The sequence below is a fragment of the Piscinibacter defluvii genome (genome assembly GCF_004011805.1).
Lineage (GTDB): Bacteria > Pseudomonadota > Gammaproteobacteria > Burkholderiales > Burkholderiaceae_C > Piscinibacter > Piscinibacter defluvii.
In genome coordinates, this window is the sequence record NZ_RCHJ01000015.1 from 116,333 (window position 1) to 132,475 (window position 16,143).

The 16,143-nt window shown below is 70.7% G+C and carries 13 protein-coding genes; 1 reads left to right on the forward strand and 12 read right to left on the reverse strand.

From position 1 onward, the window contains the following. Window positions 1–91 precede the first annotated feature (91 nt). The 12 genes from D9C15_RS22940 to D9C15_RS22995 form a co-directional block, all read right to left on the reverse strand. Complete coding sequence (locus D9C15_RS22940; protein WP_164886820.1) at window positions 92–2,776, reverse strand: PAS domain-containing hybrid sensor histidine kinase/response regulator; 2,685 nt, start codon at window positions 2,774–2,776, stop codon at window positions 92–94. Beyond that, entirely contained in the window at window positions 2,749–3,792 is a 1,044-nt protein-coding gene (locus D9C15_RS22945; protein ID WP_128000793.1) for a cache domain-containing protein, read from the reverse strand. Before D9C15_RS22945 ends, D9C15_RS22940 begins: the two co-directional genes overlap by 28 nt. Window positions 3,793–4,135: 343 nt before the next feature. Beyond that, complete coding sequence (locus D9C15_RS22950; protein ID WP_205854880.1) at window positions 4,136–6,115, reverse strand: pectate lyase-like domain-containing protein; 1,980 nt, start codon at window positions 6,113–6,115, stop codon at window positions 4,136–4,138. A 479-nt stretch (window positions 6,116–6,594) separates the two neighbouring features. Beyond that, window positions 6,595–7,419, reverse strand: a complete 825-nt coding sequence (locus D9C15_RS22955) for an amidohydrolase family protein (RefSeq protein ID WP_128000794.1) — start codon at window positions 7,417–7,419, stop codon at window positions 6,595–6,597. Between the two features lie 10 nt (window positions 7,420–7,429). Further along, window positions 7,430–8,401: a Bug family tripartite tricarboxylate transporter substrate binding protein gene (locus tag D9C15_RS22960; RefSeq protein ID WP_128000795.1), complete on the reverse strand. Its 972-nt coding sequence runs from the start codon at window positions 8,399–8,401 to the stop codon at window positions 7,430–7,432. A gap of 5 nt (window positions 8,402–8,406) precedes the next feature. Further along, complete coding sequence (locus tag D9C15_RS22965) at window positions 8,407–9,366, reverse strand: Bug family tripartite tricarboxylate transporter substrate binding protein (protein WP_128000796.1); 960 nt, start codon at window positions 9,364–9,366, stop codon at window positions 8,407–8,409. A 26-nt stretch (window positions 9,367–9,392) separates the two neighbouring features. Continuing rightward, window positions 9,393–10,316, reverse strand: coding sequence for an SMP-30/gluconolactonase/LRE family protein (locus tag D9C15_RS22970; protein ID WP_128000897.1), 924 nt, complete (start codon window positions 10,314–10,316; stop codon window positions 9,393–9,395). Further along, the gene (locus D9C15_RS22975; RefSeq protein WP_128000797.1) at window positions 10,316–11,281 is read right to left on the reverse strand and encodes a Bug family tripartite tricarboxylate transporter substrate binding protein; all 966 of its coding nucleotides are present in this window, start codon (window positions 11,279–11,281) and stop codon (window positions 10,316–10,318) included. Before D9C15_RS22975 ends, D9C15_RS22970 begins: the two co-directional genes overlap by 1 nt. Window positions 11,282–11,321: 40 nt before the next feature. Further along, window positions 11,322–12,386: a cyclase family protein gene (locus D9C15_RS22980; protein ID WP_128000798.1), complete on the reverse strand. Its 1,065-nt coding sequence runs from the start codon at window positions 12,384–12,386 to the stop codon at window positions 11,322–11,324. Between the two features lie 7 nt (window positions 12,387–12,393). Then, entirely contained in the window at window positions 12,394–13,317 is a 924-nt protein-coding gene (locus D9C15_RS22985; protein WP_128000799.1) for an NAD(P)-dependent oxidoreductase, read from the reverse strand. Beyond that, on the reverse strand, window positions 13,314–14,012 hold the full coding sequence (locus D9C15_RS22990) for an RraA family protein (RefSeq protein WP_128000800.1): 699 nt from the start codon (window positions 14,010–14,012) through the stop codon (window positions 13,314–13,316). The genes D9C15_RS22985 and D9C15_RS22990 overlap by 4 nt, the downstream gene beginning before the upstream one ends. Window positions 14,013–14,067: 55 nt before the next feature. Continuing rightward, window positions 14,068–15,036: a Bug family tripartite tricarboxylate transporter substrate binding protein gene (locus D9C15_RS22995; protein WP_128000801.1), complete on the reverse strand. Its 969-nt coding sequence runs from the start codon at window positions 15,034–15,036 to the stop codon at window positions 14,068–14,070. 131 nt (window positions 15,037–15,167) lie between these two features. Here D9C15_RS22995 and D9C15_RS23000 point away from each other — a divergent pair, with 131 nt between their 5' ends. Next, a complete protein-coding gene (locus D9C15_RS23000; protein ID WP_128000802.1) occupies window positions 15,168–16,058 on the forward strand; it encodes a LysR substrate-binding domain-containing protein in 891 nt (296 codons plus the stop codon). Window positions 16,059–16,143 lie beyond the last annotated feature (85 nt).

Sequence of the window (16,143 nt, forward strand, 5' to 3'; positions counted from 1 at the left end):
GAACGGCCGCGAACGGACCCTCGACGAGGGCACTCGAAACGCTCGCTCCACCGACGGCAGTGCGCCGAGGTGCCCGTTCCCGGCGGTCCTGTCATGCCCCCAGTTCGAGCGCCAGCCTGGTAACCACGGCGGTCAGCTCGTCGTGGATCTGCCGCGCGCTGTTCTCGATCGCCGGGGAGGGCAGGCCGGTGGCCGATGTCTCCAGCGCCGCCGCAAGCTCCGCAGCCGTCGACACGCCGACGCTGGCGCACGCACCCTTGAGCGAGTGGCAGATCGTCATCACGGCAGCCCGGTCGCCCGCAGCGGCCGCCTGGAGCAGCCCCGGAACACCGGTGCGATAGCTGCCGAGGAAGGTTCGCAGGATGCGCACGAGCACGTGGAACTTGCCGCCGACATTGGACAGGCCGTGGGCCAGGCTGAACCCGGGCACTTCGGCCAGCCGTTCCTCCAGCGACCGCTGCGCCGCCATCGCGGGCGGCATCGATCTCGCCGCCTCTTCCGGTGACCCATCCGGGGGGACGTCGCCGGCGGGCGATGGAAGCCAGCGCAGCAGCAACGCGTAGAGCCTCTCGGGATCGACCGGCTTGCCGATGTGATCGTTCATCCCCGCGTCCAGGCAGGCGACCTGATCCTCCCCGAACGCGTTGGCGGTCATGGCGATGATGGGCAGCGCGTCGCCGATCGCCTGCCGGATCCGTCGTGTCGCCTCGAGCCCGTCCATCACGGGCATCTGCATGTCCATCAGCACGAGGTCGTAGGGGTTCGCCGTGGCCAGCGTGACGCCCTGCGCGCCGTCTGCGGCCGGCTCGACCACCAGGCCGACGGAGCGCAGCAACTCCAGCGCGACCTCTTGATTGATCGGGTTGTCTTCGACGAGCAGGACGCGCCTGCCGGCATGGAGCTGGCGCAGCTTGGCCTCTGCCTTCCCGATGCTCTGGCCGGAAGTCCGCGGGCCGTGGCGCTGAAGCACGGTGGACAGCGCATCGCCCAGCGCCGAGAGCGTGATGGGCTTGAGCAGCACCGCGTTGATGTGTTGCTCGCGCACCTGCCGCCACATCTCCGGATCGTCGAATGCCGTGACCAGGATGCTCGGCGGCATGGCACTGCCCAGCGCCAGCTTCGCGCGGCGCAACATCTCGATGCCGTCGATCTCGCCCATCCGCCAGTCGACGAGCAGAACGTCGTACGCACGTCCCTCCCGGGCGGCCAGTTCCATGCGGCGCAGCGCCTCCTCGGCGCTGCTCTCGGAGTCGACCGTCAGCCTCAGCACCCCGAGTTGCGTTTCGAGCGCTTCGCGAGCCTCCCGGAGGTCGTCGACCAGCAGGACACGCAGGCCCTGAAACGAGTGGGACCACGCCTGCGGGTGCTCCGCCGGCGGGGCATGCTCCAGCCGCGCCGTGAACCAGAAGGTGCTGCCTTCCCCCTCCTGGCTGGACACGCCGGCCTCGCCCCCCATCAGCTCGGCGAAATGCCTGGTCAATGCGAGACCCAGGCCGGTGCCGCCCTCGCGCCGTGTCAGCGAGGTGTCGCCCTGCTCGAACGGCCTGAACAGCCGTTGCTGCTGGTCGACCGAAAGACCCGGGCCCGTGTCCTGCACCTCGAAGCGCACCACCAGGCGGTCACCTTCTTCCGCAACGCGGGCGCCGCGCAGGCTGACCCAGCCGGCGGACGTGAACTTGACCGCGTTGCTCAGCAGGTTGATCAGCACCTGGGCCAGTCGCGTCGGATCGCCCAGCAGCCGATCGGGCAGGTGGTCGCTGTTGAGCACCAGCTCCAGCCCCTTCTCCGACGCGCGGGAGCGCACCATCCCGACCGCACGCTCCAGGACCTCGTCCAGAACGAACTCGCGGCGCTCCAGCACCAGCTTGCCGGCTTCGATCTTGGACAGGTCCAGGATGTCGTTGATCACCTGCAGCAGATGCTGGGCCGCCGCATTCACCTTGGCCAGCCGGTCACGCTGCAGCGCGTCCGTGGCGTCGCGAGCCAGCAGGTGGTTCAGGCCGATGATCGCGTTCATCGGCGTGCGGATCTCGTGGCTCATGTTGGCCAGGAACACGCTCTTGGCGCGGTTGGCCTGCTCGGCGCTGTCGCGCGCAGCCTCCAGTTCCTGCTGCCGCAGCAGCAGTTCCGACGTCCGCGCCGCCACCTCCGCCGCCAGGTCCTGGTTGTAGCGCTGGAGCTGCTGCTGGCTCGCCTTCAGCGCCTGTTCCGTCCGCTTGCGCTCGGTGATGTCGAGCAGGCTGGCGAAGACGAGCGGGCGCCCTCCGACGTGCGCCAGGTCGGCACGCACGATGACGTCGCGGGTCTCGTCCGCGCCCTTTCGGTGGCGTGACTCGAACTCCAGGGGCTCGCCGGACGCGGCGACGGCGTGGAGTCCCTGCAACAGCGCCGCATCGGAGAGTCGGTCGATCTCGTCGATCCGGCGTCCGACCAGGAGCGGATGGTCCAGGCCCAGCTGGTCGACGGCACGGTGGTTGGCGTCGACGATGCGATCGTCCACCGGATCGATCACGACCATCGCCACCGGCGAGGCGTTGAACAGGGTTCGAAAGCGCTGTTCGCTTTCCTGCAGGGATGCCGTTCTCGACTGGACGACCTTGCTGGCCGCCTCCAGGCTGTTGCCCAGGCTGTCGAGCTCCGCGATCCAGGACCACGGGGCGGCAATCGGATCCAGCGCCTGGGCTTGGGCGACGGCCTGCGCACGGTTCCCGAGCACGCGAAGCGGGGCGACGATGCGCCGCGCCAGCATCACGGCGAGGATGACCCCGATGGCCAAGGCGACGGATCCGCCGGCACCAGCGCCGTCAGCGGCGTACGCCAGGCGAAGTCGAAATCTCGAGCCGGCTGGGCGATGACCATGGTCCATCCCGGCGCCGTGGCGATCGCGCGGGAACTCTGGACGTGCTCGACACCGTCGCGTGTCGCGCGCCACACCCGGTGGTCCTGGCCGGCATCGGCGGGGCGAAGGCTCGTCGCGGCCTTGCTGCCCAGCTGCGCGGCGTGCAGCTTTCCGTCGGAGACCGCGACGACCGTGCCGGCCGCATCGAGAACCGTGGCGACCGCGCCCGTCGGCAACGACTGGGCGGCCAGCAGGCGCTGCAGGCGTTGAGGCTCCAGCCGCGCCGCGACGATCAGGCTGACCGCGCCGTCGCGCTGGACCGGGACGGCCACGCCGACGACCGGTTTGCGGGCCACTGCGCCGATGACGACGTTGGTGACCAGCGGGCGTGCCGTCCGGACGACCTCGCTGAAGTCCGCCGCCGAGACGCCGCGCGGGGCCTGCCCCGGGGGCAGCGCCGTGTTGATGAGTTGCCGCAGGTCTTGAGCGTCCAGTACGACGATCGACGTGTCGAGTACCGACGACGCGCGACGAACTTCGGTCTCGAACCGCTGGAGTTCGGGCGGCCTGCTGTCCAGCACCGTGGATGTGGCCAGGGCCGACATGGTGCTTCGGATGCTGGCGATCTCGCGGTCCACGGACAGGGCAAGCCCATGAACCGTGTCCTGCAGTCGGCCGGTCGCCGCAAGCCGGTTGGCGTTGGCAGCCTGCCAGGCCGAGAGTGCGCCGAATCCCAGGGCGGGAACCAGCACCGCGAGGATCGAGCCGAGCAGCACCGCCGCCAGGGGAGGATTGCGGCGGCGGCCACGGCGCGCCGGGGAGGAACGCGGATCCTGAATCGCTCCTGAAGGGATCGGGGTCTCGACTTGGATACTGCGCGGCATCGACTTCCCCCTGCAGGGCACGGCCTGTTCGGGCGAATCTCCATCGCGGTTCGCCTTGGGCAGGGCCATCGGTTCCGCAGATTATCCCGGGGGACGGGGCCCCGCGAACGATGTCTCGGCCGCCGCACGCATGTCATCCACGGGCCAGGGCACGCAGCGCGTGGCCGTTCCGGTCCGACGCCGCAGCCGAATCGCGCACGGTGGCCGCGGGCCGGTCGCGGCGACTCATCCCGTCGTCACCGTGCGGCGCGTCGAGCCACCTGCCTCCAGACCCACACCGCCACAGGCCGCCACGTTCGGCAGCGACCGGAGCCGGACCCGCTGCGGATCGGCGCGGCACCCCAGGCAGCGGGACAGCGACACGCAGCGGCGACCGCACGCCCCTTCGTCGGCCTCCTGACCCCGGGTGTCGTCACGGATACCTGATCACGTACGACGGGTCTTCGTAGTTGTCCGGGTCGCCCGGATCGGGGATGCCATCGACCTTGGCACCGACACCGTTCACCACGGCGTTGATGGTGCCCGGGCCGCTGAGGTTCTTCGTCATCACGTGGACGAGCGAGATTCCCGGACCCCTGGGCACCTCGTAGCCGTTCTGGGTGACGATGGAGGGGTTGTTGCGGTTGAAGCAGTAGACGCCGGCGCCCCAGAGGCTGTGCTGCTGCACGTGGTCCGCCACCTTGTAGCCCGGATAGCCCAGCGTGCCGTCGGGTCGGTACCACTCGGCCTGGCTCGGCGGGTCGTAGGGCAGTTCGTTCTGGTACAGGTAGACGCGGCCGCGCTCACCGTTCCAGAGCGTGTTGTAGGTCTGGAAGTGTTCGACGAAGAGCCCGGTCGCCGTGACGTCGTCACCGTTCACGATCAGGCCCACGGTGCCGATGTTCGTGCGCCAGCGTTCGTTGTCGCCGAACGCACCGTCGGCACGGTTGAAGCCCTCGATCCCGTGGTCGGCGCGCCAGACCCAGGTGTGGTCGATCAGCACGCCATCGCTGTCGATCTGCATGGCGGTCTGCGTCTTGCCGACATAGGGCCCACCGACACGGAAGTAGACGTCGCTCAGCGTGATCGGGTTCGCCGGATCGGCCTTGGCGGTGCCGCGTTCGCCGCGCGACTTGCCGACCTGCAGCAGGACCTTCGAGAGGGTCTCGCCTGCGTCGATGGTGACGCCCGCGATGACGATGCCGGGATTGTCCTTGACCACGAGCGGCGTCGAGCCGCGCACTGCCTTCAGCGTGGCCAGGCCGAGGCCCAGGACCACGGTGTTCGGATGCCTGACCTCGATCGACGAGTCGATCGGATAGACGCCGGGGGTCAGGAGCAGGTGCCTGCCGCGGGCCAGCGCAGCGTTGATCGTCTGCACGCGGTCACCGGGTCTGGCGACGAAGAAGCTCGAAAGCGGCAGGCTGCGGCCGGCGGGCAGGCCGGCGGACCACGACGTGCCCTTCGTGTCGAACCTCGCGTCCGGGACACGCACGAACGCCTGGCCGTCCTTGACGTGCAGATAGGGCTTCTCGCGGCTGACCGGCGTGGTTTCGAGCGTGGTGTAGGGCGGATTCGGGAAGGTGCTGTCGTCCGGGGCGCCAATGACTCCGGTGAACACCTGGTTCCAGACCGCGTTGGTCCAGACCGCGACGTTGCTGTTTCGGGTGTACCACTGCTGCTGCGAGCCGTTGATCAGCACGCCTGCGGCGCTGTCCGCGATGAATCCGCCGGACGCGAACGACGGCCCGGTGCAGTAGTCCATCAGCGACAGGTTGCCGCCCCGCACCTCGACGCGGCGCATCGAGACCGCCTGTGAAACGGCCCAGAAGTTCGACGACGCGGTGCACCCGTCCTGGCCGGAGCCGTCGACCTGGATCGTGAGGTTGGAAATCCCGCGCCAGAAGTTGTTCAGCGCGAAGCATCCGATGAACTCGGGGTTGCTGGGGTCGTTGAAGCAGCGGTTGCGCACCTCGACCTTGCCGACGATCGTCACGTCACCCGGCGACTCCCCGAGGCCCATGACCTCGGTGTAGTAGCCGACGTTGATCTGCAACGGCTGCCCCGGCATGCCGTAGGTGCCGGGCTTGAAGAGCAGGGCGTAGCGGTTTCCACCCATCTCGTCGTCGACCTGGGCGGCCCAGATCGCGTCGGCGGTGGCCTTGATCTGCCAGACCGGCATCGACGGGTCGAAGACGACGACGTTGGGTCCGAGGCCCGCGAGGGGCGCGCCGGCCAGCGCGGGCCGCGCGAGGCCGATGCCCGCCGCAACCATGAGCACGACGAGGATTCCTCGCAGGGCGGCGGCCCATGCGCACCGGACGATCACGGATGGCGTCTCGCGGGTGACCGCGCCTGCCCCGGTCTTGAGAGTCGAACGGGCGCCCAGGACCAACGATCGAAGGGATTTCATGCTTGTACTGCTCCAGGGTTCGATTGCGTGCCGGGACTGGCCCGCCTTGCGCAGGCCCGGCCAACTGCGCAAGAAGCCAGCCCATTCTTTGCACCTTCCCGACAAATCGGATCTGGCGTTTACCCGCTCCGCGGGCGCCTCTCGGTGCGACTTCGCTCGTGGCAGCGCAGGAGCCATCCGGCGCCCGTTGCAGCCGACGGCCGCCGGCATGCACGCCACGCTCTCGAACTCATGAGCGAGCATGGCGGCAATCCGAGCGTCGCACCTCAGTCGCCGTTGCTTGCCTGACGATGTGCGTACACCGCCTCGGGGCCCGCAGCGGGTGCCTGTGTCACACCCGACGGCTTGCCGAGGTCACCGCCGCAACGCAGTCCTTGGAGCAGGCCGGCCCGGAAGCAGTGGGTCGCCACCGCGTGGAGTCGAGCCAAAGCGGCCCGCGCGATGGCTGCAAGGCAGACGTGCGTCACCTGTCCGTCGCGCTAGCGCGGGAGGCGATACAGCGCCTTCGCGTTCCCCGACAGGATTCCTTCCCGCAGCGCTGCTGGCGTCCACATGTCGAACAGCGCCCGCAACGCGACCGTGGAGGGGCGCTCGCCGGCGGGTCGGGTGTGCGGCCAGTCGGATCCCCAGACGAGCCGGTCCGGCGCAGCGTCCAGCAGCACCTGGTGGATCCGGCGCGCATCCTCGCATCGCGGCGCGGCCTCCGAGAGGTTCGCCACGCCCGAGAGCTTGACCCACGCCGGCCCGTCCCGCATCAGCCGGGCCAGGGAACGCAGGCCCTCGTGCGCCGCGCCCAGCGAGGCGGGCGCGCGGCCCATGTGGTCGATCACGACCGGCACACGACAGCCCATCAGCCGCTCTTCCAGCGCCGGCAGCAGCCGGCTGTCGGTGAAGAGCTGCAGGTGCAGCGCGCGCTCGGCCAGCCGGTCCTCCAGCGCGTCGAACGCCTCGAAGGGCACGAAGCCGCCCATGGCCCGTGGATCGCCCGGCTCGAAGTGCGCCAGACGCACGCCGCGCACGCCGGCGGCGACCAACTGGTCCAGCTCGGCGTCGGAGACGTCGGGCCGCACGGCCGCCACGCCGACCAGCGCACCGCCACCCTCGGCGAGCGCGCCGAGCAACACCCGGTTGTCGGTGCCGTAGATGCTGGGCTGCACGACCACGCCGTGCGTCACGCCCAGCGGCTCGAGCGTCGCGCGCCACTGCGCGAGCGAGGCGGGCGCGGGCGTGTAGCTGCGCCCGGGCAGCATCGGCGCCCGATCCGCCGGCGCGATCACGTGGAAGTGGCAGTCGACGGTGCCCATGGCGCCATGCTCAGTCGAGCGTGATCTTCGCGTCCTTGACGATCTTCGCGGTGCGCGCGATCTCGCCGCGGATGAACTCCGCGTACTCGGCCGGCGTGCCCGGCTTCACCTCGGCGCCCAGCCGCGCGAACTGCTCCCTGACGGCTGCCTGCGCCAGCACCTTGTCGAGCACCTGGTTGAGCCGTGTCGCGAGTTCGGGCGCTGCCTTGCCGGGCAGCACGAGGCCGAGCGTCGTCGACGCGTCGAACGTCGCGACACCCGCCTCGGCGAGCGTCGGCACGTCCGGCAGCAGCGCGGAGCGCCGCAGCGTCGTGACCGCGAGCGGGCGCAGCTTGCCGCCCTGCACCAGCGGCAGCACCGACGACAGCTGGTCGAAGTGGAGGTCGACGTGGCCGCCGGCCAGGTCGGTGTTCGCGGGTGCGCTGCCCTTGTAGGGCACGTGCACGAAGCGGACCACGGTCGCCTCCTGGAACAGCTCGCCGACGATGTGGTTGCCGCTGCCGCTGCCGGCGGAGGCCATCGTCATCGCGCCGTTGCGGCTGCGTGCGAGGGCCAGCAGTTCGGAGACCGACTTCACCGGCGACGACGGGCCCACCACCAGCACCATCGGCACGCTCGCGATCAGGCCCACCGGCGTAAAGTCCCTGATCGAGTCGTAGGGCAGCTTCGGGTACAGCGACGGCGCGGCGAGGTGGTTCACCGGCGACGCGATGCCCAGCGTCGTGCCGTCCGGCGCCGACTTCGCGACGGCATCGAGACCGACGGTGCCACCGGCCCCGGCCTTGTTCTCGACGACGACGGGCTGGCCCAGCTCCTTCGCGAGCTCCGGCGCGAGGATGCGCGCGCTCAGGTCGACGTTGCCGCCCGGCGGAAAGGGAACGATCAGCCGGACCGGCTTGTTCGCGGCCGGGCTCTGCGCCGGGCTCGCCAGCGGCAGCGCAAGCAGCGCTGCAATGAGCAGACGACGGCTGCGGATCAGCATGACCATCACTCCACCTTCAGGTTGAGGTCGCGCGCGAGGCGCGTGTTGGCGTCGATCTCGCGCACGATCTGCGCCGCGAAGGCCTCGCCGCAGACGCCACCGGGCTCGAGGCCGGCCGACGCGAGGCGCTCGCGCGCGGGCTCCGATCGCGCAAACTCGGCCGCCTCGCGGCTCAGCACGCGCAGTGCCTCGGCCGGCGTGCCGGCCGGGGCCAGCACCCCGTACCAGGTGTCGATCACGAAGCCCTTGACGCCGGCCTCCTCGAAGGTCGGCACCTCAGGCAGCAGCGCCGAGCGCTGGCGCGAAGCGACCGCGAGCGCCTTCAGCTTGCCGGATTTCAGGTGCGGCAGCACCGAGCCGACCGTCGCGAACGACAGGTCCACCTGGCCGCCGATCAGGTCGGTCACCGCGGGCGCCGCGCCCTTGTAGGGCACGTGCACCATGCTCGTCCCGGTCAGCCGGCGGAACTGCTCGGTGGCGAGGTGCGGCGAGCTGCCCTGGCCGGGTGTCGCATAGGTGGAGGCATCGGGCTTGGCCTTCACGCGGGCGAGGAACTCGGCGACGTTCTTCACCGGCATCGACGGGCCGACGACGAGCACCGTCGCGCTGCTGGCGATCGTGCAGACCGGCACGAAGGACTTCGCCGCATCGAACTTGATGCGTTCGCCGTACAGCGCCGGAATCATCGTGTGGTTGGTCGCCGCGGCGAGCAGCGTGAGGCCGTCCGGCTTCGCGGCCGCAACGGCCTCGGTCGCGAGCACGGCGTTCGCGCCCGGCTTGTTCTCGACGATGACCGGCTGGCCCAGCGTGCGGGCCGCCTGGTCGGCGAACGCGCGGGCGACGAGGTCGGACGGTCCGCCGGCGGCGAAGCCGACGACGAGCTTGACGGGCTGGGCCGGGTAGCCCGGCGCCTGCGCGGATGCGGTGCCGGCCACGAAGGCGGCGAGCCACAGGACACGGTGCATGGAAGGGTCTCCTCTTGGTCTTCGGATCAGCGGCGGGAGCGGTGGATCGGGCCGCCCGGGGTGTCGAGCGTCGCGCGCAGCACGCTGCCGGTGACGGACTCGGTGCAGTACAGCGTCCGCCGGTCCGGCCCGCCGAATGCGACGTTGGTCAGCGAGCTGCCGGCACAGCTGCGCAGCACGCATTCCGGCTCGGCACGGTGGTTCAGCACCCAGGCATATCCGAGCCCGGGATTGGCGACGATCAGGCGCCCGGCTTGATCGACGGCCAGGCCATCCGGGCCGCTGGGCCCGTACGAGGTGAAGAACGCGCTGACCTTCGAAACGCTGCCGTCCTCCAGCAGGGGCACGCGCCATACCTGGTTGCCGCGCGTCACGGCGAGGAAGAGCACGCGCTCGTCGGGCGACAGCGCAACGCCGTTCGGGCTCGGCACGTTGGCCAGCAGCAGGTCCAGCTGCCCGTCCGGGCGCAGCCGGTAGAGCCGGCCGGTCGGGTCGTGCAGGCCGGTCTGGCCCTGGTCGGTGAAGTAGAGGTTGCCGATGCTGTCGAAGACCAGGTCGTTGACGCCCTTGAAGCGCTCGCTGTTGCGGCGGTCGAGGAAGGGCCTCACTGCGCCGGTGGCGACGTCGACGGCCATCAGGCCGTTGCGGTAGTCGGTCACCAGCAGTTCGCGGTCGTTCAGGAACTTCGCGCCGTTGGGCTCGCCGTCCCACTCGGCGACCTGCGACCATTCGCCCTGCGAGTCGATGCGGAAGATGCGGCCGAACGGAATGTCGGTCACGTAGAGGTTGCCGGCGCCGTCGAACACCGGCCCTTCGAGGAAGGAGTCGGTCGGCTGGCCGCCGCGGTTCGCGTCCGCCCAGCTCGAGCGCACGCCGGTGCGGCGAAAGCGATCCGGCAGCCGCGTGAACACCTCGGTGTCGCGCACCTGCGGAGGCTGCAGCAGCGTGATCATTCCTTCTTGATCCCGGCGGCCTTGACGGTCTCGGCCCAGCGCGAGTGCTCGGCGGCGAGGAACTTGCGGAAGTCCTCCGGCGACGAGGCGACGATGCGCGAGCCGAGGGCGTCGAAGCGTTCCTTGACCTCGGGCAGCGCCATCACGTCGCGGATCGCGGCGTGCAGCGCGTTCACGGTCTCGGCCGGCGTGCCCGCGGGCACGAACATCCCGTTCCACTCGTAGACCTCGTAGCCCTTGACCGCGCTCTCGCCGATCGTCGGCACGTCGGGGTAGCCGGGGTTGCGCGCGCCGGAGGTGATCGCCAGCGGCTTGACCATGCCGCTCTTCACGTGGGCGGTCAGCGCGGGCACGTTGCCGAAGCCCAGGTCGATCTCGCCGGAGAGGATGGCCTGGATGAACGGGCCGCCGCTCTTGTAGGGCACGTGCGTCAGCGCGATGCCGGCCTTCTGCGCGAACAGTTCGGCGCCCATGTACTGCACCGTGCCCTGTCCACCGGAGCCGAAGGTCAGCTTGCCGGGCGACTGCTTCGCCGCCTTGATCAGGTCGGGCAAGGTGTTGTACGGCGAGCTCTTCGGCACGGCGACCAGCATCGGCGTGACCGCCACGAGCGACAGCGGCTGCAGGTCCTTGTCGGGGTCGTACGGCAGCTTCTGCAGGTGCGGGTTGATCGACAGCGGCGTCGCGTCGTAGAGAACGGTGTAGCCGTCGGCCGGTGCGCGGGCGACCTCGCCCTGGCCGATCACGCCGCTGGCGCCCGCCTTGTTGAGCACGACGACGGTGGTCTTCAGGCGCGGCCCGAGGTGCTGGGCCACCAGCCGCGCGAGCGCGTCGGCGGTGCCGCCGGGCGCGTAGGGCACGACGAGGCTGATCGGCTTGTCGGGCCAGGCCGCGAAGGCCGGGGCGATGCTGCAGGCGGCGGCCAACGCGAGCAGTGTGCGGGCGAGGAATCGGCGTTTCATCGGGTCGTCTCCTGGTGGGTGTGGGGTGTCGAGGTCGGGGTCAGACCGTCGCGATCGGCGTGACCGGCGAGCCCACCGCGCCGGGCAGGCGCAAGGGCGGCGCGGTCAGCAGGAAGCGCGAGCGGCCGTGCGCGCGCAGCCAGCCGGCGAGCTCGGTCAGGTACCAGAGCTCGCCGAGGTGGATGCCGTTCTTGAACAGGCAGTGCTCGTGCAGCGGCAGCCGCGGCCGGCGCAGCGGCTGCGGGTGCTGCAGCTTCGGCACGACCAGCTCGACGGCCGGGTTGTCGGCGATCAGGCAGGCGAGCCGGACGTCGACGATCCAGTCGAGCAGCCGCCGGTCGTGGCCATCGAGGCCGCTGCCGGTGGCGTGCAGCACGTCGAGGTCGGGCTGGCGGTTCATCGCCAGCAGCGTGTCGGCGAAGCCGGTGTGCAGGCACACCATGTCGCCGGGTTCGATCGTGATGCGGTCGGCCTCGAGGATGCGCATCAACGCGTCGTAGCCGACCGCCTGGCGCGTGCGGCCGAGGTGGTGGGCCAGGTCGATCAGCACGCCGCGGCCCTGCACGCCGTGCTCGGCCAGCCGTTCGATGCCGAGCGCGCCGGCCACCGGCTCGGGATAGCGGGCGTGCGCCTCGCTCGCCGCCGCGTCCTCGCGCGCCGGCCGGATCTCCGCGCCCGCGCGGAAGCCGTTGTAGAAGACCGCCTCGTCGATGCCGTCGCCGTCCGCATCGAAGCGGCTGCCGACGTGCGCGAGGCTGTCCCACTGCGTCGAGTACTGCAGGCTCATCAGCACCAGGTCGTCGTTGACGACGTCGGTGAGTTCCGGGTCCTCGCTCGCGTAGGACCAGCAGAAGCCCTGCTGCCCGGCGCTGCGGCCGTCGCGCGTGACCGCATAGCGGCGCGGCGCGATGCGGCGCGGGTTCATCGCCTGCCCGCCGGGCACGTCCAGCGGCAGGCTGAGGCAGAAGCTGCGGCCGTGGCGGACTTCGGCGATGCCCTGCAGCACCTTCTCGGGCGTCACCAGGTTCATGCGGCCGCGCTGGTCGTCCGGCCCGAACTCGCCCCAGTGGCTGCCCTCCGGGGCATGGACCCAGCGCCGGCTCATCGTGTCCTCAGCCGTGCAGCACGGCCAGCGCGTTCTGCGCCGCGCCGACGCCCATCTTCACGTAGGCATCCGCCGTCACGCCGCCGATGTGCGGGCTGAGCGTGATGCGCGGTTCGCCGTGGAAGGGATGCGGTGCCGTCATCGGCTCGACGGCGAAGCTGTCGAGACCGGCGCTGGCCACCTGGCCGCTGCGGATCGCCTCGAGCAGCGCCGCCTCGTCGATCAGGCCGCCGCGGGCGGTGTTGACGATCAACACGCCCTTCCGGCAGGCCGCGAGGGTCTGCGCATTGAGCAGCTTCGCGTTGTCGGCGGTCAGCGGGCAGTGCAGCGAGATGGCGTCCGATTCGCGCCAGACCGTCGCCAGGTCCACCGACTGCACATGGGCCGGCAGATCCTTCGCGAACGGATCGAAGCCGATCACGCGCATGCCCATCGCATCGCACATACGCGCGAAGCGCAGGCCGATCGCGCCCAGGCCGACGAGGCCAATCGTGCGGCCCTCGAGCTCGACGCTCTTGTGCGTGGCCTTGTCCCAGTGGCCGGCGTGCATGCGTGCGTTCAGCGTGACGACCGACTTCGCGCAGGCGAGCAGCAGCGCCAGCGCGTGCTCGGCGACGGCCGCCGCGTTGGCGCCCGCGGCCGCGACGACCTGGATGCCGCGAGCGGCGGCAGCCGTCTTGTCGATCGTGTCGGTGCCGCTGCCGTGCTTGGAGATCACCTTCAGGCTCGGGGCGGCGGCCATCGCGGCGGCGCCGACCTTGCCGTAGCGCACGATGATCGCCACCGGGTCGTGGTGGCGGCACAGCGCGACGATATCGTCCTCGGTCGGCGCCTTGCCGGCGTAGATCACCTCGTAGTCGCCGAGCAGCGCCAGCGCCGGGGCGGCGAGGTCGTTGCCGGTGACGAGGAAGACGGGCCGCTTCGTGCTCACAGCGATTCCCCTTCGCCGATCACGCCGGCCGTGCGCAGCGCGCCGTCCAGCCAGCCCGGGCGCAGCGACTTGCGGCTCTTGATGTCGGCGATGCGCTTCGTCTCCGCGGCCACCTTCTCGGCGGCGAGCGGCAGCATCGCCGCGGCCTTCTCGCGCTCGATCACCGTCACGCCGTCGGCGTCGCCGACGACCAGGTCGCCCGGCTTCACGCTCACGCCGCCGATCGAGATCGGGTGGTTGAGCCGGCCCGCGACGCTCTTCGTCGGCCCGTTCGGGTTGAGCCCGGCCGCGAACATCGGGAAGCCGAGTTCGCGGATCGCCTCGCTGTCGCGCACCGCGCCGTCGATGACGACCGCGGCAACGCCGAGCGCCACCGCCTGCTGGCTCATGATCTCGCCCATCAGCGCGCTGCTCAGGTCGCCCTTGCCATCGACGACGATCACGTCGCCGGGCTTGGCCACCGCGAGCGCGGCGTGGATCATCAGGTTGTCGCCCGGGCGCAGCTCGACCGTCAGCGCCGGGCCGGCGAAGCGCATCGACGGCGCCAGCGGCGCGATGCGCCCGTGCAGCGCCCCGCGGCGCCCGGCGACGTCGGCGAGGATCGACGACGGGAACTGCGCGGCCTGCTCGACGATGCCGGGCTCCACGCGTTCGAAGTCCCGGACCACGTCCGGGCATGCAGCGGCTTGACTCATGAGAATCTCCTTCGGGTGTTCGGGGTGGCCGCGGGGAGCGGCCGTTGGCGGACGGTCAGTCGACCTTGGCGCCGGATTCCTTGACGACCTTGCCCCAGCGCGGAATCTCGTCGCGGATCAGCGCGGCGAACTGCTCGGGCGTGCCGCCGGCCGCGTCGGCGCCTTCGTCGCCGAGGCGCTTGGCGGTTTCGGGTTCCTTCAGCACCTTGTTGAACTCGGCGTTCAGCCGGGCCACCACGTCCTTCGGCGTGCCGGCCGGGGCCAGCAGGCCGAACCAGGTGACCGCGTCGAAGCCCGGGTACCCCGACTCGCCGATCGTCGGCACGTTCGGCAGGTCGTCGACGCGCTTGGCCGAGGTGACCGCCAGCGGCCGCAGCTTGCCCTGCCTGATCTGGGCGAGCAGTGTGGGCACCGACGACATGTAGAGGTCCACCGTGCCGCTCACGACGTCGGTCAGCGCCTGCGCCGCGCCCTTGTACGGCACGTGCTGCGTCTTCACGCCGGCCGCCTTCTGGAACAGCTCGCTCGTCAGGTGCGCCACCGTGCCGTTGCCCGGCGACGCGAAGTTGATCTGCCCCGGCTTGGCCTTGGCGGCATTCACCGCGTCGGCCAGCGTCTTGTAGGGCGTCGTCATGCCGGTGACCATGACCAGCGGCGCGTTGGCCACCAGCACGATCGGCAGCAGGTCCTTCTGCGGGTCGTAGGGCAGCTTCGTGTACAGCGTCGGGTTGATCGCGAGGTTGCTCGACTGGCCGAGCACAAGGGTGTAGCCGTCCGGCGGCGCCTTGGCCACCGAATCGACGCCGAGGTTGCCGCCGGCGCCGGGCTTGTTGTCGATCACGAAGGTCCAGCCGGTCGCCTTGGCGACGCGCTGGCTGGTCTCGCGGGCGATGATGTCCGTGCCGCCGCCGGGCGGGAACGGCACGACGATGCGGATCGGCTTGGTCGGCCAGCTCTGTGCCTGGGCGGCACAGCCGAAGGTGACGGCGGCCAGCGCGAGCGCGAGGCGTCGGATCGAGGGCATGGTGTCTCCGTGGATGCCTTGGCGCCGGCGTCGGGAGCGATGCGGGCGCGGGGTCTGGCGGCAAGTATTGGCGCCGGCAGGCGTACAGTCCAATCGATAGTTTCTTGGAACCGATCAACGGGACTTTTGCAATGGACCTGCGGGACCTGCGCTACTTCGAGACCATCGCCGAGCTGCAGCACCTGGGCCGCGCGTCGGCCCGGCTGCACCGCACGCAGCCGGCGCTGACCAGCAGCATCCGGCGGCTCGAGGCGGCCTGCGGCGCCGCGCTGTTCGAGAAGGCCGGCCGCGGCATCCGGCTCACCGAAGCAGGCAAGGTGCTGCAGAAGTGGGCGCAGCGCATGCGCTTCGACGTCGAGGACGCGCAGCGCGAGCTGCAGTCGATCGGCGCGGGTCTGACCGGTCACGTGCGCATCGGCATCGTGCCGACGGCGGCGCAGTTCCTGCTGCCCGCGGTGGCGCGGCAACTGCTGCAGGAGGCGCCGGGCGTGACGATGCGGACCGTCGTCGGCCTGGTCGATACCTTGAAGCCGCAGCTGCGTGCCGGCGAACTGGACCTGGTGGTCGGCACCGAGAGCGCACCGGAGGCCGGCTGGGTCTCGGAGCCGCTCGCCGAGGACACCATCGTGGTGGCGGCGAGCGAGCGGCACCCGGTGTTCCGGTCAGGCCTCACGCTGGGGGAACTGACGTCCTATCCGTGGGCGCTGCAGCCTCCCGGCGCGCCGACGCGCGACTGGCTGGACCACACCTTCGACCGCCACCGCCTGCCCCGCCCGCGCGTGCAGGTCGAGACCACGATGCTGCTGATGCTGCCGACCTTGATCGTGCAGACGGGGCTGCTGAGTTTCATCTCGCGCCATCACCTCGAAGGTGACGCGCGCATCCGGGGCCTCAAGGAGGTGCCGGTGAAGGGCGCGGCGATGCGGCGCCGACTCGTGATCATGTACCGAGCCCATGGCTACGTGTCACCGGCGACCCGTCGCCTTCTCGAACTCTTCGGGCAATTCGCAAAGCAGGCATAGCGGCGCGGAAGGTGGCCTTCGGGGCCGCGCCGGAGGGGCCGCATGTGGCCAGGACTTCCGGTTCAAGGTCGCGGCAGACAGCTGA